Annotated in this window: 26 protein-coding genes; 13 read left to right on the top strand and 13 right to left on the bottom strand. The window is 47.0% G+C overall.

The window, feature by feature from the left end:
* Nucleotides 1-2 precede the first annotated feature (2 nt).
* The 6 genes from tssD (FEN17_RS24790) to FEN17_RS24815 are packed head-to-tail and all read left to right on the top strand — an operon-like array spanning nt 3 to nt 5,070.
* The gene (tssD, locus tag FEN17_RS24790; RefSeq protein ID WP_138368107.1) at nt 3-503 is read left to right on the top strand and encodes a type VI secretion system tube protein TssD; all 501 of its coding nucleotides are present in this window, start codon (nt 3-5) and stop codon (nt 501-503) included.
* Nucleotides 504-2,345 carry a type VI secretion system Vgr family protein gene (locus FEN17_RS24795; protein WP_138368108.1) on the top strand — a complete coding sequence of 614 codons (1,842 nt, stop codon included), beginning with the start codon at nt 504-506 and terminating at the stop codon, nt 2,343-2,345.
* Between the two features lie 44 nt (nt 2,346-2,389).
* Entirely contained in the window at nt 2,390-2,806 is a 417-nt protein-coding gene (gene tssD, locus FEN17_RS24800) for a type VI secretion system tube protein TssD (protein ID WP_138368109.1), read from the top strand.
* Nucleotides 2,807-2,860: 54 nt separating this feature from the next.
* Nucleotides 2,861-3,391: a T6SS effector amidase Tae4 family protein gene (locus FEN17_RS24805; protein ID WP_138368110.1), complete on the top strand. Its 531-nt coding sequence runs from the start codon at nt 2,861-2,863 to the stop codon at nt 3,389-3,391.
* 33 nt (nt 3,392-3,424) lie between these two features.
* A complete protein-coding gene (locus FEN17_RS24810; RefSeq protein ID WP_138368111.1) occupies nt 3,425-4,315 on the top strand; it encodes a hypothetical protein in 891 nt (296 codons plus the stop codon).
* Between the two features lie 20 nt (nt 4,316-4,335).
* Entirely contained in the window at nt 4,336-5,070 is a 735-nt protein-coding gene (locus FEN17_RS24815) for a hypothetical protein (RefSeq protein ID WP_138368112.1), read from the top strand.
* Here the strand turns inward: FEN17_RS24815 and FEN17_RS24820 are convergent.
* On the bottom strand, nt 5,067-5,834 hold the full coding sequence (locus FEN17_RS24820) for a TssN family type VI secretion system protein (RefSeq protein ID WP_138368113.1): 768 nt from the start codon (nt 5,832-5,834) through the stop codon (nt 5,067-5,069). The genes FEN17_RS24815 and FEN17_RS24820 overlap by 4 nt on opposite strands.
* A gap of 80 nt (nt 5,835-5,914) precedes the next feature.
* Here FEN17_RS24820 and FEN17_RS24825 point away from each other — a divergent pair, with 80 nt between their 5' ends.
* The 6 genes from FEN17_RS24825 (at nt 5,915) to FEN17_RS24850 (ending at nt 14,695) form a co-directional block, all read left to right on the top strand.
* Nucleotides 5,915-6,343, top strand: a complete 429-nt coding sequence (locus FEN17_RS24825; protein ID WP_138368114.1) for a GPW/gp25 family protein — start codon at nt 5,915-5,917, stop codon at nt 6,341-6,343.
* A gap of 240 nt (nt 6,344-6,583) precedes the next feature.
* Nucleotides 6,584-8,365, top strand: coding sequence for a type VI secretion system baseplate subunit TssF (locus tag FEN17_RS24830; RefSeq protein WP_138368115.1), 1,782 nt, complete (start codon nt 6,584-6,586; stop codon nt 8,363-8,365).
* Between the two features lie 6 nt (nt 8,366-8,371).
* On the top strand, nt 8,372-9,268 hold the full coding sequence (locus FEN17_RS24835; protein ID WP_138368116.1) for a type VI secretion system baseplate subunit TssG: 897 nt from the start codon (nt 8,372-8,374) through the stop codon (nt 9,266-9,268).
* Between the two features lie 138 nt (nt 9,269-9,406).
* Entirely contained in the window at nt 9,407-9,799 is a 393-nt protein-coding gene (locus FEN17_RS24840) for a hypothetical protein (RefSeq protein ID WP_229208984.1), read from the top strand.
* 134 nt (nt 9,800-9,933) lie between these two features.
* Complete coding sequence (gene secDF, locus FEN17_RS24845; protein ID WP_138368117.1) at nt 9,934-12,918, top strand: protein translocase subunit SecDF; 2,985 nt, start codon at nt 9,934-9,936, stop codon at nt 12,916-12,918.
* A 127-nt stretch (nt 12,919-13,045) separates the two neighbouring features.
* Nucleotides 13,046-14,695 carry an amino acid permease gene (locus FEN17_RS24850; protein ID WP_138368118.1) on the top strand — a complete coding sequence of 550 codons (1,650 nt, stop codon included), beginning with the start codon at nt 13,046-13,048 and terminating at the stop codon, nt 14,693-14,695.
* Between the two features lie 81 nt (nt 14,696-14,776).
* Here the strand turns inward: FEN17_RS24850 and FEN17_RS24855 are convergent, their stop codons facing one another.
* The 8 genes from FEN17_RS24855 to lhgD all read right to left on the bottom strand — a co-directional run bounded on the left by FEN17_RS24855 (nt 14,777) and on the right by lhgD (nt 18,348).
* The gene (locus tag FEN17_RS24855) at nt 14,777-15,007 is read right to left on the bottom strand and encodes a hypothetical protein (RefSeq protein WP_205748186.1); all 231 of its coding nucleotides are present in this window, start codon (nt 15,005-15,007) and stop codon (nt 14,777-14,779) included.
* Nucleotides 15,008-15,190: 183 nt separating this feature from the next.
* On the bottom strand, nt 15,191-15,403 hold the full coding sequence (locus FEN17_RS27545) for a hypothetical protein (protein ID WP_138368120.1): 213 nt from the start codon (nt 15,401-15,403) through the stop codon (nt 15,191-15,193).
* A 61-nt stretch (nt 15,404-15,464) separates the two neighbouring features.
* Nucleotides 15,465-15,674 carry a hypothetical protein gene (locus FEN17_RS24865; protein WP_138368121.1) on the bottom strand — a complete coding sequence of 70 codons (210 nt, stop codon included), beginning with the start codon at nt 15,672-15,674 and terminating at the stop codon, nt 15,465-15,467.
* 12 nt (nt 15,675-15,686) lie between these two features.
* A complete protein-coding gene (locus FEN17_RS27550; protein ID WP_138368122.1) occupies nt 15,687-15,896 on the bottom strand; it encodes a hypothetical protein in 210 nt (69 codons plus the stop codon).
* 101 nt (nt 15,897-15,997) lie between these two features.
* Nucleotides 15,998-16,180 (bottom strand): hypothetical protein, encoded by a 183-nt coding sequence (locus FEN17_RS24875; protein ID WP_138368123.1) that lies wholly within the window; start codon nt 16,178-16,180, stop codon nt 15,998-16,000.
* Between the two features lie 14 nt (nt 16,181-16,194).
* On the bottom strand, nt 16,195-16,776 hold the full coding sequence (locus FEN17_RS24880; protein ID WP_138368124.1) for a hypothetical protein: 582 nt from the start codon (nt 16,774-16,776) through the stop codon (nt 16,195-16,197).
* Nucleotides 16,742-16,915, bottom strand: coding sequence for a hypothetical protein (locus tag FEN17_RS27365; protein WP_171038001.1), 174 nt, complete (start codon nt 16,913-16,915; stop codon nt 16,742-16,744). Before FEN17_RS27365 ends, FEN17_RS24880 begins: the two co-directional genes overlap by 35 nt.
* Nucleotides 16,916-17,148: 233 nt before the next feature.
* Complete coding sequence (gene lhgD / locus FEN17_RS24885) at nt 17,149-18,348, bottom strand: L-2-hydroxyglutarate dehydrogenase (protein ID WP_138368125.1); 1,200 nt, start codon at nt 18,346-18,348, stop codon at nt 17,149-17,151.
* A 352-nt stretch (nt 18,349-18,700) separates the two neighbouring features.
* Here lhgD and FEN17_RS24890 point away from each other — a divergent pair, with 352 nt between their 5' ends.
* Nucleotides 18,701-19,066 (top strand): hypothetical protein, encoded by a 366-nt coding sequence (locus FEN17_RS24890; RefSeq protein WP_138368126.1) that lies wholly within the window; start codon nt 18,701-18,703, stop codon nt 19,064-19,066.
* 1 nt (nt 19,067) lies between these two features.
* Here the strand turns inward: FEN17_RS24890 and FEN17_RS24895 are convergent, their stop codons facing one another.
* The 4 genes from FEN17_RS24895 to recQ form a co-directional block, all read right to left on the bottom strand.
* Nucleotides 19,068-20,261, bottom strand: a complete 1,194-nt coding sequence (locus FEN17_RS24895) for an anhydro-N-acetylmuramic acid kinase (protein WP_138368127.1) — start codon at nt 20,259-20,261, stop codon at nt 19,068-19,070.
* Nucleotides 20,262-20,338: 77 nt separating this feature from the next.
* A complete protein-coding gene (locus tag FEN17_RS24900) occupies nt 20,339-21,718 on the bottom strand; it encodes a PSP1 domain-containing protein (protein WP_229208985.1) in 1,380 nt (459 codons plus the stop codon).
* A 118-nt stretch (nt 21,719-21,836) separates the two neighbouring features.
* A complete protein-coding gene (purD, locus tag FEN17_RS24905) occupies nt 21,837-23,126 on the bottom strand; it encodes a phosphoribosylamine--glycine ligase (protein WP_138368129.1) in 1,290 nt (429 codons plus the stop codon).
* Nucleotides 23,127-23,181: 55 nt separating this feature from the next.
* The gene (gene recQ, locus FEN17_RS24910; protein ID WP_138368130.1) at nt 23,182-25,395 is read right to left on the bottom strand and encodes a DNA helicase RecQ; all 2,214 of its coding nucleotides are present in this window, start codon (nt 25,393-25,395) and stop codon (nt 23,182-23,184) included.
* Nucleotides 25,396-25,413: the final 18 nt, after the last annotated feature.

The following is a 25,413-nucleotide window of genomic DNA, read 5'->3' on the forward strand; positions in this document are numbered from 1 at the left end:
CCATGGCCGACCAGGATGCTACGATTGGCGTAGAAGCACATTTTACGCTGGACGGGAAGGAGTTTGTTGTCAAAAAAGTTTCGTACGGTTGCAACCGCAATGCCGACGAGCGCGGGAGTCCGACGGATGCGCCCAAGGCGCGGCTGATCCGGATGATTATTGCGCCGAAAGAGGACGACGACTTTGCATTGCTGTACGACTGGGCATTTAAAAATGACCGGCAGCTGAGCGGGCAGATCGAGTTCAAATACGACGGCGACTCGCAGGTCTTGCGCAAAATGGAGTTTGAAGATGCCTATTGCGTGGGGTTCCGGGAATCATTTCTGGCGCATGCGACAACAATGAGGAATTACACCATGGCGCACGTGCCGGATACAAAAGCGTACAAGCCGGAGCACCGGGGCAAGGATTATTTTCTGAGAAACAGCGTGGCAGACCTGGTTTATGAGCTGGTACTGTTGCCGACGAAGGTCAAGATCGGGCAGGTTGAAATCAAAAGTTGAATGGCACGACAGGTAAACACTTCCATTGAAATCGAAGGCGGGACGGAGATCAAGCGGCACCTGGGCCTGGTGATCGAGCAGGATTTGTTTGACCATCACTGGTTTGAGCTGCTGGTGCCTTTTGACCAACTGGAAGACGCGGGCGAGCATTTTTTCAATAAGTCACACCGGGCGGTGATGGGGAAGAAAATTACTTTTTCATTTAGTCCGCGGCTGGGTTCCGATTCTTTTGATTTCACATTCCAGGGTATCGTGACCGAAATCCGCCTGCGGAGCCTGAGCGATATGAGCAGTGCATTTGTGCTGAAAGGGTACAGCCCAACCATTGTCCTCGAAGATTCGGTTCAAAGACGCTCGTTTTTGAGGGGAACCGTGCAGGATATTTTCAACACCGTTTTACAGCCTTACCCGCAAAATCTGCTCAGAAAGCAGCTGAACCCCGAAAATGGCAGTCGTGCAGTGCCTTTTACTCAATATAATGAAAGCAACTTCCGGTTCCTGAGCCGCGTCGCCGACCGCTGCTGCGAGTGGTTTTATTATAATGGTAAGGAGCTGGTGCTGGGCCACGGTAATGATAGTTCGGAGGTGGATTTTCTGGTGGACGGGCTGCAAAATTTTGACGTAGCATTGAAGCTGCATCCTTCCCAGTTCAGTTTTGAAGGCTATAATTATACAGTACCCGAAGCTTATACCGGTCAATCCAGCTCCCAGAATGTGGACGGGCTGACTTCGCTGAGCGAGTTTGCCTTGGAACAATCGGACAGCCTTTTTGCCCAAACAGCATTGCTGCCTGCACCGGAAATTATCAGCGGACAGAGCGAGGTGGACGAATTGACTAAAATGGAAAAATCGGCCCGGGTAACTTCCATGGTGGATTTTCGGGGAAGCGGAGAGACGCCGACGATCAGTATCGGGACGGTTTTGACGGTGAAAGGACAGCGGTTAAATGAGCGTGGGGAGCAGTATGAGGAGAATTTTGGCAAATACCGTGTCGTGCATGTCCGGCATGAGATCAATACGGCTGGGAGTTATCAGAACACATTCAATGCGGTGCCTGAATCGGCTCAGCATCCGCCCAATAATCCGCATGTAAGAAATCCGCTGGGCGAAACCGAACAGGCGGAAGTGATCGCGAATGATGATAGCGATAGTCTGGGGCGGATAAGGGTGAAATTTTTCTGGAGTCAGCAGCGTCAGCAGGACCAGGAGTCGATCTGGATGCGGGTGGGAACATTCCATAATTCGGAGGGCCGTGGCGCGAACTTCGTGCCGGAAATCGGGTCGATGGTGATGGTGGGATATGAAGGGAATCTGGCAGAAAATCCTTTCGTGATGACCAGCCTTTATCCCAAACCCAAAGAAGAAATTAACTATACCAACGACAATAATGACATCAAAGTCGTCGCAACTCGCTCCGGGAATATGATGGTTTTTATTGATAAAGACGGCGACGCACAAATTCAGATCAGCAACCGGAACAAGACAGATACAAACCTGAAATTGAGCTTCAAAGACGACGGGTTTATCGAAATGCAGGTCGAAAACGGGCTGATCCATTTGAAAGCGAAGGACGTCAGTGTTGAAGCGTCCAACAACATTACGATGAAGGCCGATTCCAGTTTCGAAGTCCAGGCTGGCAGCATTTCCATGAAAGCCGATCAGGGCATTAAAATAGAAAGCGGAACATCCACCGACATTAAGGCTGGTACCGAACTGAATGCCGAAGGTACGGCCAGCGCAAAATTGAAAGGCGCGCAACTCAGTGTGGAAGGTGACGCTATGGCCGAGCTGAAAGCCAGCGGCCCGACCACGATCAAAGGTGCAGTAATCATGCTTAACTAAATATATCCATAACTATTCTTTTCACTTTTTAAACACTTACAACTATGCCAGCTTCAAGTTTTGACGCGTACTTTACCTGGGACGGTGGTCCCTCGGGCGACGGAATTGCCGTGATTTCCTGCAACTATTCTTTGTCACAATCCATAGACGATAAAGGCCGTGTTTCTTCCAAAGTGTACGGCGGTACTGTATTTATCCAGGTCGATTCGTCGAGCGCATCCGACAGCCAGAGCCTGTGGGAATGGATGGTGGACCCGGACGGAAAGAAAGCTTCGGCCAAGATCACATTCAAAAATGTAGACGAGGAGCAAACCCAGAAAGAGCTGGAACTGACGGATGTATACTGCGTCCAGTACAGCGAAAGTTTCATCGAAACCGGCTCCATGCCGATGACGACGAGCCTGACATTGTCTTCGAGAGAGATCAAGTTGTTCGGTACACCGCATGTGAACCGGTGGTAAAAGGGCTTCGGCCGTCGGCTTTCGGCTGACGGCCGTTTTTAACGCATAGAAATTATGATTTTTTGTGATTTTCAGACATTGCTCAATAACCACCCCTATCACACGGTCGAATCGATGAATATGGGAGGCGGGATACAATCTTACATTGGTAATGATCAGGAAACCTGTACGATTGAATTAAGCTACGCGATGAATAAATCGGGTCTTTGGATACCTGATGATTTACCTTATTCGCCGCTGGTTTTTGGTGGACGCGTGCGCAGCATGAAAGACGCGAGCGGCGATAACTACATTTACAGCGTTGTGGATATGATCGTGTATCTGGACAAAACCTATCCGGTTTCACAAAATTACCGTGCGGCAAATCGTGCTGGTTTTGTGTCCCAGTTAGGTTCACGGGTGGGAATTATTGCATTGGGACACCGGCATATCTCTCTCTGGGACGGCAAGCAGTATGTCCATGAGAAGGAATTTTATGATATATGGAGCGGCGAGTATGGTGCAAGCGCTGCCAAAAGAGGCATTTTCTTTTGGGAGGTCAAATCATTTGCGAGCGTGCTGAATGACATTTATCATTTCGAATGAGCGATTCACAACCCTCTAATTTCAAAATAATTTATGGCAGATGCAGTGGTGCATGTGGGGCCGGGAATGCAGCTCGCGGCGGAATATTACCAGCGATGCAGTTTTGACGTAGCAGGTCCAGGCCGGATCACGACCGGGCAGATCATCAATTTCACAAACCTCGAACAGCTGCTGGATAACATAGCCAGCCGGACAGAGGTGATGCATCTGATCGTTTCGCACGGATCGACGACAAACGGGCTGATTATTCCTTTTGCGCAGAATACCAGTTTTAATGCTACGGGATTGATCATCAGTAACCTGGCGCAGCTGGCGAAAAGTTCTGTCCCGCTTTTAGCTCAAAATAAGCATTTGCCTGTGAGCGATACAACTGTGATCAATCTGGCTTCCATGATGGGGATCCAGCCAAATGTGGCGATACGGCTGGCCGAGAAATTCATAGCAGTTCAGGAGAAAAAGCCGATCATCTTTATCCGCGGCTGCAACATTGGTGGTAATCAGCCTATGTTGCTGGAATACAAAGCAGCGCTGGGCGCACAAATGATTTCGGCGCCGAAATGCCGAATGTTTTTCCTGAGAATCCAGCCGCATTTACCCACCCGAAGACAAACCATGGCGGGCCTCGGCACCGGAAGACCTACGACTGCAAATACGCGCCGCCGATTTTTCAAACAACCTGCGGGAGGTACATTCAGTAGCGCAATGATTATTGATGTACGGGATATCGACGGACATACCAAGGTTGATAACGAATCATTTCAAAGTGCCACCGACCCGAGCAACGCCTGGGCGAAGGAGTTCAATTTTGCCTGGAATGGTGGGCTGCCGAATCAATTTATCATGCCCGTAATGTGGGACAATGCTGAAACTAGCTACCACTGCCCGAATGATATCAGCTACCGCGAAAAACTGGTGTTTGTTTAAAATAATAACCTACTGAAAGTATGGCAACAACGTGTCACTACGCATCGAACATTATTATCGGTACCGGTACCGGGCCGGTGGGCTGGGGAAATTTTGATTTGAATGCTTACGAAACCGGCACGCAGGCCGCGCTGGATGAAATTGTGAAAGGCAGCATGACGGGTTACGGATTGATTATGTTGATCCGCGAGCTGAGCGGGGAAATCGTAATCACGCCTAATTTTAGTAAAGTCTGCAATGCTACTGCGGCGCTGCCTACCTGGAAATCGAAAAATCAGGTTGAGATCATTTACACGCCGAGCGTTTTTGGGAAGGTAAATTGTAATGGTGCGGGGTTTACCGCCGACGAATTTTTATTGCACGAGCTGGTGCATGCTTACAGATTCCTGAAAAATAAGAAATCAAATACTTTTGGTCTGACAATCGGAGATTTCCAATACACCAATTTTGAGGAATTTGCCTCGATTTTATACGTCAACATTTATATGTCGGCCAAGGGGAAATCAACATTAAGAAAGCATCATTTGGATGGTACCGCGATGCCAGCTAATATGGCAAACAACCGCGGATTTTTCCAAAATCAAAAAGAACACGCGAGGCGGGTACATGATCTGATTTGCGAGGATTATCATTATTGTCAAACCTATGTGCGGAAGGATTATGGTGTTTTTAACCCGATAGATTACTTCCTGAAAAATTCGGTAGAAGTGACGAATATGATCGACTGGCCCAAACCGATGGTACCCAGTCCTTAACCGCGAATCGCGACGATGGTTTCGTTATCGACCACATTGTTAGCCTGGAATGTGAGGTCCGGATCCATGTATTTGCGGCGCTTGTACCAGGGGGCTTTTTTGTAGAATAACCAGCCGAAAGGTGCGCCATCGGGATTTAAATATTGAATAGGACTGGCGGGGTTGCGGTCATTGTAATCATTTAAAAAAATAAAAAACAACTCGCCGAATAACATAGCATTGGGCGCTTTTGCCCGGAAGTTGGTGAATGCAGTTTCGTTGAATTGTTTGGTAAATTCAAACTGGATTACCAGCACACGGGACAAATCGAGCAGATCCATATCAGGCAAAGGCTGACCGACTGGGTAGTACCATTTTTTATATTCTTTAAGCGGGATCGCGAGGAAACTTTGATAGACTTTTGCTACAAAAACCGGAAACAGAAACCCGACCAGCGCCGAAGACATTCCGATGCCTTTCATAAGTTCCTGAATGAGCTTGTGGTACAGAAAAACAAGCAGCAATGCTGTGAGCAGGCTGATCAGCAGGGTAAAACCGATGGCTTTGAAAGAGGCATTTTCAAAGAGCGTCGGAAACCATTGAGATATGAGATAAACGTGCAGGATGCCCAGGATCAGGTAACTTACCATCGCCATCGGATACGCGTCGCGGTAGTCGGAAATCCAAAAACCGAGAGAGCCAATCAGTACGAGCACCGCAATCACAAATATGGCGTAGAGTAGCTGGTAACGTTGGGTGACGGTTTTAACGAAAGGTAATTTCATTGAGTTAAGGGGCCGTTTTTAATACAGACAAAAATAAGATACACTTTCATTAATGCAACCACATTTTATTAATCGCCAACATGGAAGACCAAAACTACGCACTGCCCCTCGCGCTTGACAGGCTGGTAGCAGGTCAGCCACACCCCAAATGTTCTGATAAAGAGGCGATTCACCAGCATTTGTATCTTTTAATGGTCACGCATTTCGACGAAAACCGCTTCGACAGCGGCTACGGCTGCGCGCTCTGGGAACAGGACTTCGCAGTACTTTCCCAAATCAAATGGAAAGACCTCATCCGCGAATCCCTCGAAGAAGCGATCGCCCGCTACGAGCCGAGATTGACGAACACCAAAATCCGCGTGGAAGTGGAGGAATTTGAAGTGCTGACGAAGACGAATAACTATGTGCGGAAGCGCATTGGTATTGAGGTTAAAGCGATGATTAAGCGTACAAATGAGGCTTTTGTGTTTTTTGAGAGGATTTTTATTTCACCGTTGTCGATTGAATAGGAAGGGGTTAGGTGTGGTCAGAGGTTGTCAGGTATGGTCAGGTGTTGTTTACGTAGTTCGAAATGGTTCGGGGGTGTTCGGAGTTGTTCGAAATGGTTAATAGTTGTCACATTGCTATCATGGTTGTCATGCTGAGCGGAGTCGAAGCACTTTACCGGTGAGCACAGTGCAAGAAAGCATCCTGCCTAGCCAGTAGCGTGCTTCGACTCCGCTCAGCATGACATAACAAATATGTCTTATATGAATCAATCTATTTATTCAAAAGAAACCATCTCCCGTCGCCTGCTCCGCCGCTCCGCGGAGCTCTGGGGATACGACGAATCCCAATTAGACCATTTCGATCCGCTGGTAAAGCTACTCATCGATGCCTGCTCCGTTGAATTTGAAAAAGTCGGCCAGGAAATCCAGGGGACTGAGCTGCGGTTGATGACGCGGTTGGCGGAGATACTTTCGCCGCAGGTTCAGAATAGTCCGAAGCCGGCGAGTGCGATTGCGCAGGCGCGGTCGGTGGAGTCTTTGACTTGGATTAATCCTGAGAATCAGCTGGTTTGTAAGCGGGCTAATGTGCGGAAGGGGGAGGCTGCGGAGACGTTTTTTTCGCCGGCGGGAAATTATCCGGTGGTGAATGCTTCGATCGTTCATTTTGCCACGCCGCGAGCTCTGTATAGCATGGAAAAAGGAGCGAAAACATTGGTGGCGTCTGGGCGGATGCAGCCTGGCGACCAGTATTTGTGGATTGCCCTGGATATGGAAGCCAGCATTACTTCCTGGCAGGGTTTCCGGTTTTATTTTGATTGGGTCAATGATCCGGGGATGTATGCTTTCCGTGAATTTATGCCGCTGACGGTTTGGGAGGTAAATCAGCAAACATTGCCGATCAGCATTGGGATGCAGGATGAAGAGGCAGCCGACGAGGTGCTGGTTTATGACGAAAGCTTTGTCCGTATTACGAGTACTGATTTTTGGGAAAAAGGAAAAATCAAAACCGAAGCTTATCCGGTTGAATTTGAAAGAACATTCGACAACCGCACGTTACAAACATTAAAAAAGCCTTTGGTTTGGCTTAAAGTCAAATTTCCTGATTCGTTTCCCGCGGCGGGTTTTGAAAATATTTCTGTGGCGATTAATGCTTTTCCGGTGCTGAACAAGCAGCTGCACAAGCTGACTTACCGCCTGCAATCGGGCTTGAACGGGATTGCGCTGCCTTCTTCGGATGCTTTTCTGGGAGTCAACTCGGTGATTAATCAGAAAAACCAGGTGTACTATGCTTCCGGATCTGACCAGGAAAATGAGGCCGGGAATGTGGACAGAACTTACACATTAAGGCAGCAGGGGATCGGGCGGTTTGACCAGCGGAATGCGAAGGCAGTTTTGTATCAGCTGATGGAATTGTTGCGGGATGAAGTCACGGCATTCAGTGCGATCGGGGAGGATTTTCTGGCTTCTTCTTTGCGGGAAATCGGACAGAATATGGCGCGGATCGAGCAGAAGTTGGGGGTAAAAAAGGCCAGTGAAACCACGGCGCAGCCATTTCTCGTGATTAAAGGTGAAAAAAATCCGGACGTACTTTTTGTTTCTTACTGGACCACATTGTCCGAATCTGCAAACGGCTTGCCCGCTGGAACAAAGCTCCAATCCTACGCCGCGACAGGCATCAGCAACTCAGATATGATCCTGCTCACCCGCTCGACGGGCGGCAAACCTAAGCCCGACGAAACCGAATATGTGCAGGAACTGCGCAAGAACATCATTACCCGGAACCGGCTTGTTACCCAGGAAGATATCCGCACATTCTGCCTCGCCGAGCTGGGCGACCGGCTGCGAAATGTGCAGGTGAAGCCAGCATTTTCGCAGGGAAATATGCCCGGACAAGGTTTTGTGCGCTGCCTGCAAATCACATTAACTCCTTCATTAAGAGTTGAAAATCAGGAGGAATGGGCGAGTTCGTGTCGGTTGCTTCAATTGAAAATCCAGAAATTATCGTCAGGTATGTATCCGGTGCAGGTTGTTACCGCCAATTAAAAAAACATGATAGCAGAGCAAATTTCCGATCTCAGGGCCGAATTTATCGCCAGCTCGTGGCTGGAAGACGGCGTGGCTGCGGGTGACATTCTTTTTCGCTCGCTAGGGGCATTTAAGCGGCGGAGCCATCTGGATGTGGAGGCGGTGAAGGAGCAGGAAATCGGGCATTTCAAGGGACAGGTGATTGAGTCCAACCGGAGCGGGATTTATGATTATCTGCCCGAGCAGCTTTTTCATTTACCGTCATCGACTTCGATCAATACATTGAAGAAAAAGGTTGATGAAATACGCTTGCAGCGTGAAAAAGAGCAGAAATCCCGCATGTTCTTTCTCCCGCTTGAACAGGAATTTTTTCTGAACCGGGTCACATTGACGCAGTTGGAGCAGCGCGCTTTTGAGCTCGATCCTGAATCTTATTTGCTGGAAGAGCTCCAAAGTTTCTGGCAGGTACCTGCGGGTATTTCAAAGGAAACCGTCGTGAAGCTGCTGCCGGTGCTGCCTTTTGTTTCAGAAAACCGGGGTGATATGGAAATGGCCGGTGAGGTGATGTCGGCGGTGCTGAATTTGCCGGTCAATGTTAAAAGTGAGTTTGGTAAAAAATATCTGCTGGAATCGGAGTCTTCACTCGCGGGCTCGCGGCTGGGAATGGATACGATGTTTGGCGGCGAAATGGACACTTACCAGGCTGATTTGAATGTGGAAATCGAGCTGCCGGACCAGGAAAGTTTGGAGAAATGTTTGCAGGATGCTGGTTTTGATACACTTGTCAATTGGCTTGCGGCCTGGTTTATTCCGGTGGAATGTGATTACAACATTGCCTTGAAGCTTGATCCGAATGCTTCTATCTTCCGGCTAGGGGATGAAAATCTAATTGCGCCACGGCTGGGTTATGCACTTTTATAGAACCACCGTTTTGCATCGTTTAATTTGACAGGTACCATATAATGTTTGAATTTTTACATCGTTTTGTTCAAAAAAATAGTTTGCGATTCTGATTTTTTAAAATCAAATTTGCGGTTCATTTTGGAAAATGATTTGTAAGTGAAGCGTATCAAGGTTATCAATCAGGCAATTAGCTTAATGCTCGCCATCATGCTTTTGATGGTAGCAGGGGCGCGTTCCTGGTCTGATCATTCCGGTTCGATCCAATCCTACACTTCCAAATCAAAAGAAATTGCCAAAGATCTGACCAAAAAAGGGGCTCCTCAGTCCTCAGATGCAGATCAGGCCAAAGTAAGTACCCTCTCGCTGGACGCAGTCATCACGCCAGCCATTTCATTTGATTTCTCGCATTACTTTTATTTTGCGCCTCAGCCCGTTTGGCAATTTGTTGTCAGCGAGTCGGTTATCCGGGTTGCCTTCGAAGAATCCGTATTTCTGGTATCGTATTTTCACCGCATCTTCGGAAGATTTATAGTCACCAACGCCCCCTGACCACCCGGTTTCAGGGTTTCCAAAGCTTTTTCACGAGCATTTATCCCTCTTTTTTTGCAACTACCTGCCGCGCTCTCTGGCGTGGGAAAACCGTTTTTTCAGCATTATCAGTTTCAATTTTTACAATTTAAAAAATGACCAACAAGAATGGAATAATAGGGTTGACGATCGTGATCGCCCTTATTAGCGTCTATTATCTTTCTTTCACCTTCGTTTCGCGCAGCTTTAAAAGTAAGGCAACTGCTTATGCCACAGATTCCAAGGGTGAAGTAAATGTTTCTAAAAAACAGCATTATATCGACTCCCTGTGGCGCGAGGATGTGTATCTGGGGCATACTTTGCAGGAGGTAACCGAGCGTGAGTTGAACCTGGGCCTTGACTTGCAAGGTGGTATGCACGTGGTACTTGAAGTAGCGCCTGCCGACATTTTGAAAGGTATGGCTGGCGGAAATTCACGCAGCGCAGCATTTCAAACTGCATTGAAAAAAGCAGGTGAAGACAAATCGGCCAGCAACAGTGGTTTTATCAACCGTTTTGCATCGGCGTATAAAGAAGCTGCGCCGAATTCGAGCCTGGCGGCACTTTTCGCTACCAGCGCCAACCGTGGCAAGATCAGCAGCAGCTCTTCGGATGCGGATGTGATCAAAATGCTGAATACGGAAGTCAACGGTTCTATCGACCGGGCATTCCAGATTACACAGGCACGTATCGATAAATTTGGGGTGACGAACCCTAACATTCAGCGTCTGCCGGGTCAAAACCGCATTTTGGTGGAGCTTCCAGGTGTAGATAACCCTGAGCGTGTACGTCGTCTTTTGTCTGGTGCCGCGAAACTGGAATTTGCAGAAGTCTATCTGACCAACGAATTGGGTGCCGGTCTGGAAGGTTTAGGTAAATATCTGACCCAACAAGCTGAGATCGAAAAAGCGACTAAAAAACCTGGGACAGCAGCAACAGTTGCTAAAACCGATACTTCTAAAAAATCGACAACAGGTGGTTTGGCTGAGCAGCTTGCTCAAAAAGCCGACGCAGATTCTACTCAATCTGATTCTTCGAAAGTAGCTGCGCAAACTGCGGCTTTGACAAGTCTTTTCGTCCCAATGCCGCAAGGTTTGGGTGTTTATTTGAAAGATACAGCCCGCGCTGGTGAAATCCTGCGCCGCCCCGAGGTACGTTCTATGTTCCCTGCTGACTTGGTTTTCATGTGGGATCGCAAAGGAACCGAAGCAGGTGGTAATCAGCTGATTTTGCCTCTTTATTTTATCAAAAAACAAAATGGTGAGGCTGCGATGGAAGGTGACGTGATTGTAGATGCTACACACGATTACGACGACCGCGGCCGTCCGGAAGTGACGATGCGTATGAACGGTGAAGGTGCCCGCAAATGGCGCTCGCTCACTGCCCGCAGCGTAGGCCGCCCGGTAGCGATCATTATTGATAACCTGGTTTACACTGCGCCGACTGTACAGGGCGAAATTCCAAACGGAAATTCAAGCATTACCGGAAGTTTTACGGTGGAAGAAACGAAAGATATGTCTAACGTTTTGAAAGCGGGTAAGTTACCAGCGCCAACGCACATTGTTGAGGAAGCCGTGGTAGGTTCAACATTGGGTTCTGAGGCGATCAGCGACGGGCTCTGGTCTTCGGCGATCGGTCTTTTGATCGTACTTGTTTTCATGGTGGCTTATTATAACAAAGCCGGCTGGATTGCTGATATCGCATTGTTGATCAACTTGTTCTTTCTTTTAGGAGTCATGGCGTCGCTTGGTGCCGTACTGACGCTTTCGGGTATTGCGGGTATCGTACTTTCGATCGGTATGGCCGTGGATGCGAACGTGTTGATTTACGAAAGTATCAAGGTGGAGATTGAGTCAGGAAAGCCTTTCGCTCAGGCGATCCGCGATGGTTTCAAGAATTCATTGTCTGCCATCATCGACTCAAACGTAACAACATTATTGACAGGTATTATCCTTTATACATTCGGTACAGGGTTGGTACTTGGTTTTGCTACAACATTGGTACTGGGTCTTCTAACCTCACTTTTCAGCGCGATTTTCATTACAAGATTGCTGCTTGAAAACCAGATCAAAAATGGTAAAGTGTTCAACTTTTACACCGGTTTAACCAAAAACTGGTTTAAGGACAATCATTTTGACTTTGTATCCCAGCGTCGCCGTTTTTACCTGATTTCCGGTGTGATCATCGCGATAGGTATCGGCTCGTTTATTTTCAAAGGTTTTGGTTTGGGTATCGATTTCAAAGGCGGACGCTCTTATGTGATCCGTTTCGCTGAGAATGTGGATGCAGATCAGCTTCGTACCAACATGGACCAGACATTGGGATCGGCTACGGAGGTGAAAACTTTCGGCGGACAAGATCAGGTAAAAGTGACTACTGCCTATCTGATCGACGAAACTACGCCGGATGCGGATCAAAAAGCGCAAGCGAAAGTTTTGGAAGCGGCTGGCAAAATTCCTAATAACAAAGCTACCGTTGTAAGCTCGAACAAAGTAGGCCCGACGATGGCAAAAGACACCTTGTGGTCAGCGGTTTACGCGGTTCTTCTGGCACTTGCGGCCAACTTTATCTATATCCTGATCCGGTTTAAAAGAGTTGCGTTCAGCTACGGTGCAGTGATGTCCCTGGCGCATGACGTGGTGATTATCCTAGCAATTTTCTCACTTTTCAACGGCTGGCTGCCATGGTCACTCGACATTGACCAGGCATTTATCGGCGCGATTCTGACCATGATCGGTTACTCGATGAACGATACCGTTGTAATTTATGACCGTATCCGTGATTACCTGGCTGATGATAAATCACGTGGTCAAAGTCTTTCCGTGGTTATCAACAACGCATTGAACAGTACATTGAGCCGTACCGCGGTAACCGGTATTTCGGTAATCCTGGTATTGATCGTGTTGATGATCTTTGGTGGTGCGGTAATCCGCGGGTTTACATTCTGTATGTTGCTTGGGGTAATCGTGGGTACCTATTCGTCTCTGTTTGTGGCAGCTCCGATCGTGGTAGACCTGTTGCAGCGCGAGAAAAAGAAAGAGCCGGCGCTGGCCGTAGTTGATCCTGCGGCACCTGTGGCGGGCAAAAAAGTAAAAGCATAATAGGAAGAAGAAAAAAGGGTGAGATTCGTGCTCTCCCTTTTTTTATTTTGTCCCTATACGCATTTGGCGAATTTTTCTCTTAGTTTTATAGGTCTTTCAAAATCCTTATAACACCAACTCAGTATTTATGGCAAGTCAATTATGGATTAAAAAACCTCTTGATAAATTAATGCAAGAGTCCTCTGGTGAGGGTAACCAGTTAAAACGCACCCTGGGGCCGGGCTCTCTGGTCGCGCTGGGAATTGGGGCGATCATCGGGGCCGGATTATTTTCCATAACAGGTGGGGCGGCTGCAAATCAGGCGGGCCCTGCTATTACCATTTCATTTATCGTAGCTGCCCTGGGCTGTGCCTTTGCGGGATTGTGCTACGCTGAGTTTGCTTCCATGATCCCGGTTGCGGGAAGTGCCTATACTTATTCCTACGCCACGATGGGCGAGTTCATCGCCTGGATTATCGGCTGGGACCTTGTATTGGAATACGCGGTAGGAGCTGCCACGGTAAGTATCAGTTGGAGCCGATATTTAGTCAAGTTTTGTGAAGGCTTCGACGTCCACCTCCCGGCAGCATTGACAGTCGGACCATTTGACGGCGGAATGATCAACCTGCCAGCGATCTTCATAGTGATCCTGATGAGCTTGCTTCTGATGAAAGGTACCGAAGAAAGTGCTACTGTGAATGCGGTAATCGTGGGTTTGAAAGTGATTGTGGTAGTTATTTTTATCGTTTTGGGCTGGAAGTACATCAATGAAAGCAATTATGTACCCTACATTCCTGAAAATACGGGCACGTTTGGTGAATATGGTTTCAGCGGTATAGTCCGAGCGGCGGCTATCGTATTCTTTGCCTACATCGGTTTTGATGCAGTAAGTACCGCGGCGCAGGAAGCTAAAAATCCCAAGAAAGACATGCCGATCGGTATCCTGGGTTCACTGGTGATTTGTACTGTGCTTTACATTCTTTTCGCGCACGTGATGACGGGCGTGACTCCTTACACTTCATTCAAAGGACAAGACGGAATTGCACCGGTAGCGGTGGCGATCGAAGCGATGGGTACCACGGATGCAGCCGGAGTTATCCACCCAGATTATCCCTGGTTGAACCGCGCGATCATCGTCGCGATCCTGGCGGGTTATTCTTCTGTAATTCTCGTGATGTTACTCGGCCAGAGCCGCGTGTTCTTCAGTATGAGTAAAGACGGCTTGCTGCCACGTGTATTCTCGAGCGTTCATCCAAAGTATCAGACGCCGGTGAAGAGCAACACCATGTTCCTGATTTTCGTGAGCCTTTTCGCAGCATTTGTACCAGCCCGCGTGGTCGGTGAAATGACGAGTATCGGAACATTGTTTGCGTTTATCCTGGTGTGTATCGGCGTAATGGTCATGCGAAAACAGAGGCCGGATGTTCCCCGCGCATTCAAAACCCCGCTGGTTCCGCTGGTACCGATCCTCGGTATTTTCGTTTGTTTTTTCATGATGGCATTTCTGCCGCTCGATACCTGGATTCGCTTGTTTGTCTGGATGATTATCGGGTTCGATGTGTATCTGTATTATGGTATCAAAAACAGCTTCTTGTCCGATAGACTGCCCGCTTCAATTGTGAATGGAAGTAAGACAGTTGGGCTTGTGGGTCTTGTACTGGCACTTGCATTGGCCATCATCGCCTACGCGCACCACGCAACAACCGATGGCGAAGACACCGGAATTTTCTATTTTTCCATGATTTTTGCAGTAGTGCATCTGGTAACATTCGGTTTGACCCAGACTAAGAAGGCTTAGGATTATATATTAAATAAAAACAGGTCATCCCGCTCTGGAATGACCTGTTTTTATTTTAAAGGAGTATAAACTCTTGGACCACTAGGCTTGCGGAATATTTCTGACATTACGCTCATTCAATTTCGAAAGCAATGTTACCGTCCGCAGCTGATTAGCAATATCAACACGCATCTCAGGGGTAACATTTTCCAGATCTTTGCAAAAAAGCAAAGCTTCGAGCAGCGAGTTCATGGAGCCAATAATCTCGGCGCAGCTATCGGTTTGAAAGAATTTCCTGACATCGCCCAACATTGCTAGTTCGGTTTGTGTCAAATCTGAGTGTGAATTGTTAGTGGATTTGTTTGCTGAATTCTCGAATGTGTTCATACATTTACGAAAGTTTGATTGTGAAAAGATAATTGAACTGGCCCGGGTGTTGAAGTTTGGAGACGATAGCATCCGGGTTTTTTCTTGAAATAATTAGTCGGAAAATTCGACCAATTTGGGTAAAAAATTTTATTTTGGTTTGAATGTTACGACGGTTTGCACGTTTACATCACCAAATTTTGATAGCACTTCTGTCATTCTTTTATCAGATATTCCTTGCTTGTAGGTGAAATCTTTCCAGGCACTTGTATACTTGCCTTTCTTGACATCTGGCGGTAAACTTGGGTATACACTCTTACACCACCAATCAAAAGCTTCGGACAGCGAGGCGAACTTCTTCATCTTTCAAAAATACGCAAAAAGTCGAAATTCTCGACTTTTTTAAACAAGAAAATAAGAATCTTCAAGGCTTTCGGGTGATGATAATGTGAATGTCAAAATGCCCATATTCAACCAAAATCTTCTTCATTCTGGATTCCGAAATGCTTTTCTTATGTATGTAGTCCCGCCAAGCATCTGTTAACTTTCCTTTCTTCAAATCAGGGGATAGACTTGGATATTCATTTTTGATCCACCAGTCAAATGCATCTATAATTGATGGAAATCGCTGCATAGAACTGCGTGCTTAAGGCTTTAATCTGACGATAGTTTCAATCTCGAAATGACCAAATTCAAGTAGTATTCGACGCATTCGTTTTTCTGAAATTCCTCTTTCGTATAGGTAATCCTGCATTGCCTGCACAGCTCTGCCTTTTTTCATATCTGGCGCCAAAGAAGGATAGATGTTCTTGACCCAAAATTCGAACGCCTCTTGGATAGTAGCGAATGTCTTCATGATAGTTTTAGTGATGTGTAGTTCAGTATAAAGTAAAAAATGTAACCTTGATCTCAGGCTCGATGGCCTGAAATCCAAAGGTTACATTTTACTATCTAAAATTAAAGGGCCTTGACGAACCTGACTCCTCTCGCATGCAATTCATCCCTGGTTATTTTTCCGTCGTAGAACAGATTAATAGATTCTTGATCTGCTCTTACTTTTTCAATAAAGCGTGTCAATCTATCACCCTTCTTTTCACCATCAGCAGCTTCTGCCACAGGTGCTTTTGCCATTTTGCTCATGAGTTTACCATAGTTTATTTGCATTCAATACGACATTCAAGCGTGGGCGGATAGCCTTTTGAGATCAGTTCATCCCTGATCTCAAATGCACTAAGCTTAATTTGTTCAAGTTTCGAGCAGGTATTCGGGACAAGCAGCATCATATCAAATTTTTCTCCACTCCAAATACTTGATCCGCTAATGCTGATTCTGGTAACTTTCTTTTTCAATAACCGGGAGCATTCATTGTACCATCGGGCAAATGTGATTTTCCTGTTTCGTTGCCTGCCATCCGATGTGTCATACATCACTAGCATCGATCTTTCAGGATACATTTCGATGACATGGCAAAGTATCTGGAAGACAGTTGCTTTGATTCTTGCGTCATACTTGTCCACAAAAAAACCTTTGGATTGGCTGGTTCGCTTTAATCCAAAGGTTACAATGTCATCTTTCACTAGCGGATAGTCTTCGAAATAGGCCGAAGCATTAGCAAAATAGCAGGAATAATGAGCGCCAGATTCAGTCTGAAAAAGGTATTCCTTGTCGCCGCCTCTATATTCGACGGTGTAATCATAGGCCCTAAATGAACCTGACTCCTCGTGCGTGTAATTCATCCCTGGTTATTTTTCCGTCGTAAAACAGATTAATAGTTTCTTGATCCGCTCTTACTTTTTCAATAAAGCGGGTCAATCGGTCTCCCTTCTTTTCACCATTAGCAGCTTCTGCCACAGGTGCTTTTGCCGTTTTGTTCATGGTTTTTTGGTTTCGATTTTTCTCTTTTTGAACGTAGTAATGAGCGACAAGTCTTTTCAGGGAGCTTATCAGCGCGAATAAAATTAGAAAGAAAAATTTATTAATAAAATTCAGCCTCTTTCTTTAACCCCGGGCTTAAGCCCGGGGTTAAAGAAAGTGAGTTTCAGACCTAGGACTGAGGCAAAGGTTGCGGGCAAACAGACTTTGACCCGCGGCAAAGGATGGTGCGGCTGTCAAACCCTAGCCAAAACCCTTTCCGAAACCGTCTGCCCGATCGACAGCGAAGAAGTAGCCGCCGGCGAAGGCGCATTGCAGACATTAATTGCCATTTTATTCTCAATGATCGAGAAATCATCCAGCAAACCGCCGTCGTAGTCGCAGGCCTGCGCGCGTACGCCGGAGCCGCCAGGGATGAGGTCTTCGCTTTCTATTTGCGGGATCAGGCCTTGCAGGGCTTTGGTGAATGCGGCTTTGGAAAAAGAGCGGTAGTATTCGCCCATGCCCGTTTTCCAATATTTGGCCGCCACTTTGCGGAAGCCTGGCCAGGCCAGCGATTCGAATAACTCAGGAAAATTAATATCCAGCTTGTTGTAACCCTCGCGCCGGAAGGCAAAGACAGCATTTGGGCCAGCCTCAATCCCGCCTTCAATCATACGTGTAAAATGCACGCCGAGGAAAGGGAAGTTAGGATCAGGAACAGGGTAAATCAGGTTTTTGACAAAGAAATGTTTCTCCGGCCGGATTTTGTAATATTCACCGCGGAAAGGAATGATGCGAACTTTGATATTCTCGGGTTGAGTTAGTTGAGCAACTTTGTCGGAATAAAGACCGGCGCAATTTACAACCAGTTTTGTTTCAAAAACTTTGCCCGTCGCTGTGACTACTTCGGAATGTGTGTTGCGGTTTTTAATGTCCGTTACTTTTTGGCCAAACTGAATCTCGCCATCCAGCCTGCGCAAACATTCCGCATATTTTTCACAAACGACTTTATAATCAATAATGCCGGTATAAGGCACCCAAATCCCCTCCAAACCATTTACATAGGGCTCAATTTCCTTGATTTCCCCCTGCGAAATCATCCGGTTTTTGATCAAACCATTCTGGTTTCCCCGTTCAAAAAGATTGCGCAATAACGGTCGCTGCTCCTCGGTGGTTGCCACAACGATCTTCCCGCACAGATCATAGTGCACATTTTCCCGATCACAAAAATCAATTAGCATCTGGTATCCTCGGATGCAGTTGGTGGCTTTGAGGCTGCCCGGTTTGTAGTAAAGCCCCGAATGTATCACGCCGCTATTATGGCCGGTTTGGTGCTTCGCCACCTCGTTTTCCTTTTCGAGGAGCAGCAATTTAAGCGAAGGTTTCTGTTCCTTAATGCGGAGCGCCGTGGCGAGGCCCACAATGCCGCCGCCGATGATGGTAATGTCGTACATCTTATCCTTTATCTTTAGTGTAAAGAAAATGGATAGCCTCCTATATGTGGCAAGAAAAGTAAAAAGTAACGCTACTTTTGTTAAATCCTCAACACGTTCCTGCGATACAAATCGGCGTGCTGAGAAGCTACATTCAAGTAATACCGAGATAACAAGATGGTTTTACACAACGGGCGATCTTGCATACGCATCAAAGAATAATCCAAAGCGCCCGCCAAATCGCGGATCGTTTACTGACTTTTGACGGTTGCCTGCTGAGGTAGTTTGAAGCTAAGTTTGCGAAGTAACAAATCTGAAATCAGTATGGACGGATGCGCTGGCGGAAATAATGCGATTTCAACCGAATCCGGAGATGAATAAAACAATCTTCAACATTAAAGTTATCAACTGGGCGCTGATATTAACTGCCTTGGTGTACATTTTGCTTGGGGCTTATTATCCCAGAATGATGTTTAATCATGGCGGGATCTACATAGTCCTCGGTATTTTCTGGACGTTTCTGTTTTTGAAAATTAACTTTCTTTCGAAAGAGGAAAGGGTTGAAAGTTTTTTCAAGAAAAAAAAGCAGCTTCCGCTATTGTTGTATATGCTAATGATTGGGCTGCTCCTACACAGATATCTGGAAACCGTTTACTGGGCTCCTAAACGACAAAAAGCATTTGAGGAAATTCAGCGGAAGTATGAGGAGCGCAGTGGGAGGTCTGAGCAAAATAGATAGGTTACTCAGGAAACGAAACCTTCCCCATACTCACATCCGGCACGCCGTCCTTTTGACCAAAATGCGACTGTGTGCCGGCAACTGCCTCGTTAGCCAAAACAGCGAAGAGAACTGCCTCTTTCGCATCGCCTGAAACGCCCAACTCATCGATCAGTTTTACTTCCGATGGTAGGTTTTCGCGGATTGCGTTCATGAGGGCAATGTTATGTGCACCGCCGCCGCTGGCGTAGATCGTGTACTTTTCATCGGGAGAGGTGACGCTGGCGATGGCTTCGGAAATGGTGTCGGCGCTGAGGCGGGTTAAGGTGGCTATGATGTCCTGGCGGGTGAGGGATGTTAGTTTTGATTTTTGGATGGCGGCTTCTACGTATTCGAAATTGAAGACTTCCGGGCCCGTGGTTTTCGGGAAGGGGAGTTTGAAAAAGGGCAGGGATTTTAATTCTTCCAGTAATATCACATTGACTTTTCCGCTTGCGGCAATTTCACCGTTTTCGTCGAAAGGTTTGTGGAAAAAGCGGCGGGTATAGGCGTCCAGTAACGTATTTCCGGGGCCGGTATCGGTTGTGAAAACTGTGTTGGAATCTAATGTTGCAGGCAGGTAAGTGAAGTTGGCGATGCCTCCCATGTTTAATAGAATGCGGTTTTCCCCTTTTTTTGAAAAAAGGAAATAATCACCATAAACTGCCAGCGGGGCACCTTCTCCGCCTGCGGCAATGTGTTTTTGCCGGAAATCGCTGAGTGTGATGATGTTGGTTTTTACTGCAGTATGATCGCCGTCGCCGATTTGCAATGTTGCGTTTGGAAAACCTGAAAGCTTGTGTTGCTTTTTTGGAGCGTGAAAAACGGTTTGGCCATGGCTCGCGATCAGGTCGATATCATTTGTGGGGATGTCCCATTCTCCTAGACAATCCAGTATCATCTTTCCGTGCGTGGTTCCAATGTATGGATTAAGCAGACAGAGCTGCTGAAAGTCGATCTCGCGTTTTGCGAAAATTTTCCTGATCTCATCCCGAAAATCATCCTGATAAGGTACGGTAGCAAATTTTTCCAATTTTAAAACCGTATCTGTGCCGCTGCCTTCGATCCGGCAAAGCGCAACGTCCAGCCCGTCCAGCGAGGTGCCCGACATTAAGCCGATGATCCTCCGGGATTTGGCCTGGGCGATTTCGTAAAGCTTTTCAATGGATTTTTTCATAAAACAAGATCGTAAAAAAAGAAGTCAAGTTTATAAAAACCTGACTTCCCGGCAATGTGAAATGTATCTCAAACCTCTTAGCTTTTTGGCGTAGGTGTCGGCGCTGCCGCCGGTTCCTGCTTATTCTGTTTCCGCTGATTGTTTTGATTCCTGTGGTTTCCCTGACTTCCCGAATTGTTCTGGTTCCCCGGATTGTTCTGGTTTTTAGGATTACCTTGGTTTTTCTGACTTCCCTGATTATTCGGATTGCCCTGTTTATTCGGGTTACCCTGATTCGGATTTCCCTGGTTATTCGGCTTGCCTGGATTCGGGTTACCTTGATTCGGATTACCTTGGTTATTGGGCGTGCCCTGAATCTCAGCGGCTCCCACATTCTCCTGGTTATCCGGGCTATTCTGACCGCTTGGATTATTCTTGTTCTTGCCCGATTTATTCTTCTTTTTCTTCTTTTTCTTCTGCTCGTCGCTATACTTTTTATCGAGATTTTCCAGATCACTATTCAATTTTCCAGGCACTCGATCCAGACTTTTCTCAGGTTCCGGCGTCAGGATTTCCAGCGATTCCGGAATAACACCTTGTTTGTTCAACTCAATGATCTCCAATACTTTCTGGATTGCCACAGGGTACCAGTTGGTATCTTTATCAAAGCCAAACCACATGATTTTCTTGAAGATATCGGTCTTCTGCAAGGTAGCGACTCCCTTTTTTGTCCTCAAAGGCGCTTCCACTGTCGGAATGTCGCGCAGGGCATCAATGTATGTTTCCAGCTCGTAATTGAGGCAGCATTTCAGCCTGCCGCATTGTCCCGAGAGTTTGGCAGGATTTAGGGAAAGGTTTTGATACCGTGCCGCAGAAGTTGAAATATTCTTGAAATCAGTTAACCAGGTAGAGCAGCACAATTCCCTGCCGCAAGATCCCAAACCACCGAGCCGGCTCGCTTCCTGGCGCAGACTGATCTGCCGCATTTCGATCCTGACTTTGAATTCCGAAGCTAGCGATTTGATCAGCTCGCGGAAATCGACCCTTTCTTCGGAAGAATAATAGAATGTTGTTTTAGTGTTATCCGATTGAAATTCCACATCAGACAGCTTCATATTCAGCTTCATTTCGCGGATAATTTCTCGCGTCCGGTACAATGTGGGCATTTCTCGGGCGATGGCCTGCGTGTGTTTGTCGAGGTCCTTTTCGGAAGCTACCCGGTACACCACGTGCATATCATCGCTGATCACCACATTTTTGCGCTTCATTTGCAGCCTGACGAGCTCGCCTTGCAAAGAAACCGTTCCTATATGCTGGCCAGAGGCCATTTCACAAACCACATAGTCGCCTGTGACAAATTCCAGTTGATTAATGTTGCGGAAATATTCCTTTCTTCCTCCTTTAAACTTCACTTCAACAACATCAAAACGCTGACCGGCAGGCACATCCATGTGACTCAGCCAGTCGAATACATTCATTTTGTTGCATCCGCCAGTCCCGCAACTTCCACTACTTCCACATCCTGATACGGCTGAACCGTTGGTTCCGCAGCCGCCGGATGTACATGATCCACATCCCATAATTATCGTCCCTTCATCAATCGTTATAACGAATTAAATCCACACCGATATCGTGACGAAAATATTTACCCTCAAACTGAACAACCTGCGCAGCACGCTGCGATTTATGGACAGCATTTTCAAGGGAATTGGCCAGGCCGGTAAGTACCATCACCCGTCCTCCGTTCGTCACTACCTCGGTATTTCCATTAAAAGTAGTGCCAGCATGAAATACGTGCACATCCTCTGTTTTATCACTGCCCGAAATTACCTTTCCTTTTTCATAATCCCCCGGATAACCGCCAGAAACCACCACCGTAGTGACCGCCACCTGCGGAGATACCTGCATTTCAAAATCGTGCAGCGTACCTTTTGCCGTAGAAGCCATCAGCATCGCAAAGTCCGACTGAATGCGCGGAATGACCACTTCCGTCTCCGGATCACCCATACGCACATTGTATTCGATCACGTAAGGTTCGCCTTTTATGTTCATAAGGCCGATAAAAATAAAACCTACGTACTTAATGCCTTCATTTTTTAATCCGGCAAGTGTCGGCTTGACCACTTTTTCATCAACTTTCCTTAGAAAATTGGCATCAGCAAAAACCACAGGCGATACTGCGCCCATACCGCCGGTGTTCAGGCCGGTATCATTTTCACCGATGCGTTTGTAATCTTTTGCTTCGGGTAAAATTTTATAATGTTCGCCATCCGTCAATACAAAAACAGACAGTTCAACACCCTTCAAAAACTGCTCTACAACTACTTTATGCCCGGCAGTGCCAAATTTTCCATCAATCAGCATTTCCCTGAATGCTGTTTCGGCCTCCGCATGTTTTTCGGCGATGATCACCCCTTTTCCGGCAGCAAGTCCGTCGGCTTTCAGTACGATCGGAAGCGTATGTGCTTCCAGGTATTCCAGGCCGATCGCCAATGTTTCGGGCGTAAATGTGCGCGAAGAAGCAGTTGGAATGCCATATTTCTGCATAAACTGCTTGGAGAAATCCTTGCTTCCTTCCAGCTGGGCACCTGCTTTATTTGGCCCGATCACTTTTACCTTTGCAAGATCACTTCTTGATTCAATAAAATCCACGACACCATTTACCAGCGGCTCTTCCGGTCCTACGATCACCAGCTCAATGTTGTTCTGGGTGATGGCGTTGGCAACAGAATCAAAATCATTATAAGAAATAGAGAGGTTGGTCGCGATAGCAGCAGTACCCGCATTTCCGGGCGCTACAAACAACTGATCGCAAAGAGGGCTTTGGGCAAGTTTCCAGGCAAAGGCATGCTCTCTTCCGCCTGATCCCAATATTAGTATATTCATAAATAGGTTAAAAAAATCCGCTTTGCAGGCGGACAAGTAGGTCTCTTAGGGTTTATTAGTTTGCAAGTTCGGATAAAAACTTGATGCGCATCAGCCGCAGCTCTTCTTCGCTGATCTCATCATTTGCAAATTCGTCCAAAGCTACGGCAATGTTATCGGTTTCGGCAGACATGAAATAATCGTAAATGTCCTGCTGCCGCTCGCGGTCGATCACCTGGTTAATGTAATAATCCAGGTTGAGTTTGGTACCCGAGTAACATATATGCTCCACCTCCTCGATCACATCCGCCAGGTCCAGCGCCTTCACCTCCGCAATTTCATCCAGGCTCACTTTGCGGTCTACCTGCTGGATGATAAAGATCTTGATTTTGGACTTATTAACCGTGGATTTGATCACCACATCCTTGGCCGTTTCAATCTCATTTTCCTCCACATACCGTGTGATGGTATCGATAAACTGGCGTCCAAATTTTTGCACCTTCCCCATCCCGACGCCATTGATCTGCGCCATTTCCTGCTGGGTGGTAGGGTAAGTTGTGGCCATTTCTTCCAGGGAAGGATCCTGGAAAATAACGTAAGGAGGCAGATTCTTTTCTTTCGCTACCTTCTTCCGCAAGGCTTTCAGCATCCCGAGCAGCGCCTCGTCATAAGCATGGGCACTGCCGCCGCCTGCTGCGGCATCCTTATCGTCGTCCTCCGGTTTTACTTCCTCCTCTTCAAAGTTATGGTCTTTGTGCAATGTAACCTGGTAAGGATCATTTAGATAGCGCGCGCCTTTTTCTCCAAGCCGGATCACGCCATAATTTTCAATGTCCTTTTCAAGATAATTCAATATCACAAGCTGGCGTATCGTCGAAACCCAGTAATCACGGGATTCATTCAGCTCGAGGCCTTTACCGTACACATCGAGTTGGTCGTGCTCGTAGCTTTTAACGTATTGATTTTCAGTAGCCGTCAGCAGATCGGCAATGTGGTCAGCGTCAAATCGCTCGTCGGTTTGCGCTACTGCTCTCAGTACCAGGATCACATCTTCCTGCACTTTTGATTTTTCAGTGGGCTTAATGCAGTTGTCGCAGAAGCCGCAATCTTTTTCAAGATATTCACCAAAGTAACTCAGCAGCTGACGTCTCCGGCACACGCCCAATGTCGAATACGCCACCATTTCATTCAATAAATGGCGCGCATTATCCCGCTCCGTGACGGTTTTATCCTTGTTAAATTTTTCCAGCTTCTGAATGTCCTCGTAGCTGTAAAACATCAGGCAGTTACCTTCGAGGCCATCCCGACCGGCGCGGCCAGTTTCCTGATAATATCCTTCCAGCGACTTGGGAACATCGTAATGTATCACAAAACGCACATCCGGCTTGTCGATGCCCATTCCGAATGCGATGGTCGCCACAATCACGTCACATTCCTCATTCAGGAATGCATCCTGGTTGGCCATGCGGGTGTTACTATCCAGTCCGGCGTGGTACGGTAATGCACGAACGTCGTTGACATTCAGCAGCTCCGCCACCTCTTCCACCGTCTTGCGGCTGAGGCAATACACAATGCCCGATTTTCCTTTGTTATTGCGGATATACCGGATCAGCTGCTTTTTTACATCCTTCTTGGGACGTATTTCGTAGTAAAGATTTTTCCGGTTAAAAGACGATTTAAATGTTTCTGCCTCCTCCATTTGCAGATTTTTGCGGATATCCTGCTGCACTTTCGGGGTAGCCGTGGCAGTGAGCGCAATGATCGGAAGCTGGCCGATATTCTCGATAATACCATAAATCCGGCGGTATTCCGGCCTGAAATCGTGGCCCCACTCAGAAATACAGTGGGCTTCGTCTATCGCTACAAATGATATTCTTACTCTTTTGAGAAAATCGAGGTTATCTTCCTTCGTCAGGGATTCGGGGGCAATGTAAAGCAGTTTCAGGGTGCCGTCGAGCGCATCGGTTTTAACGCGGGTCATCTCGGCTTTGGTCAATGTTGAGTTAAGAAACTGGGCGTTAATTCCAAAGGCGGTCAGCTGGTCGACCTGGTTTTTCATTAAGGCAATCAGGGGAGAGATAACAATGGTCAGTCCGTCGCTGACGAGTGCAGGCAATTGATAACACAGTGACTTACCTGCCCCGGTGGGCATAATTACAAATGTATTTTTACCAAGGAGAATGTTTTGAATAATGACTTCCTGTTCCCCGCGAAATTGACTGTATCCAAATATTTCTTTTAGTTTCTCTTTTAAGGTGTCTAAGACAACTTGATCAACCTGCTTTACCATACTCTGTTAACAAAATGG

This window comes from Dyadobacter luticola (assembly GCF_005860805.1).
GTDB classification, from domain to species: domain Bacteria; phylum Bacteroidota; class Bacteroidia; order Cytophagales; family Spirosomataceae; genus Dyadobacter; species Dyadobacter luticola.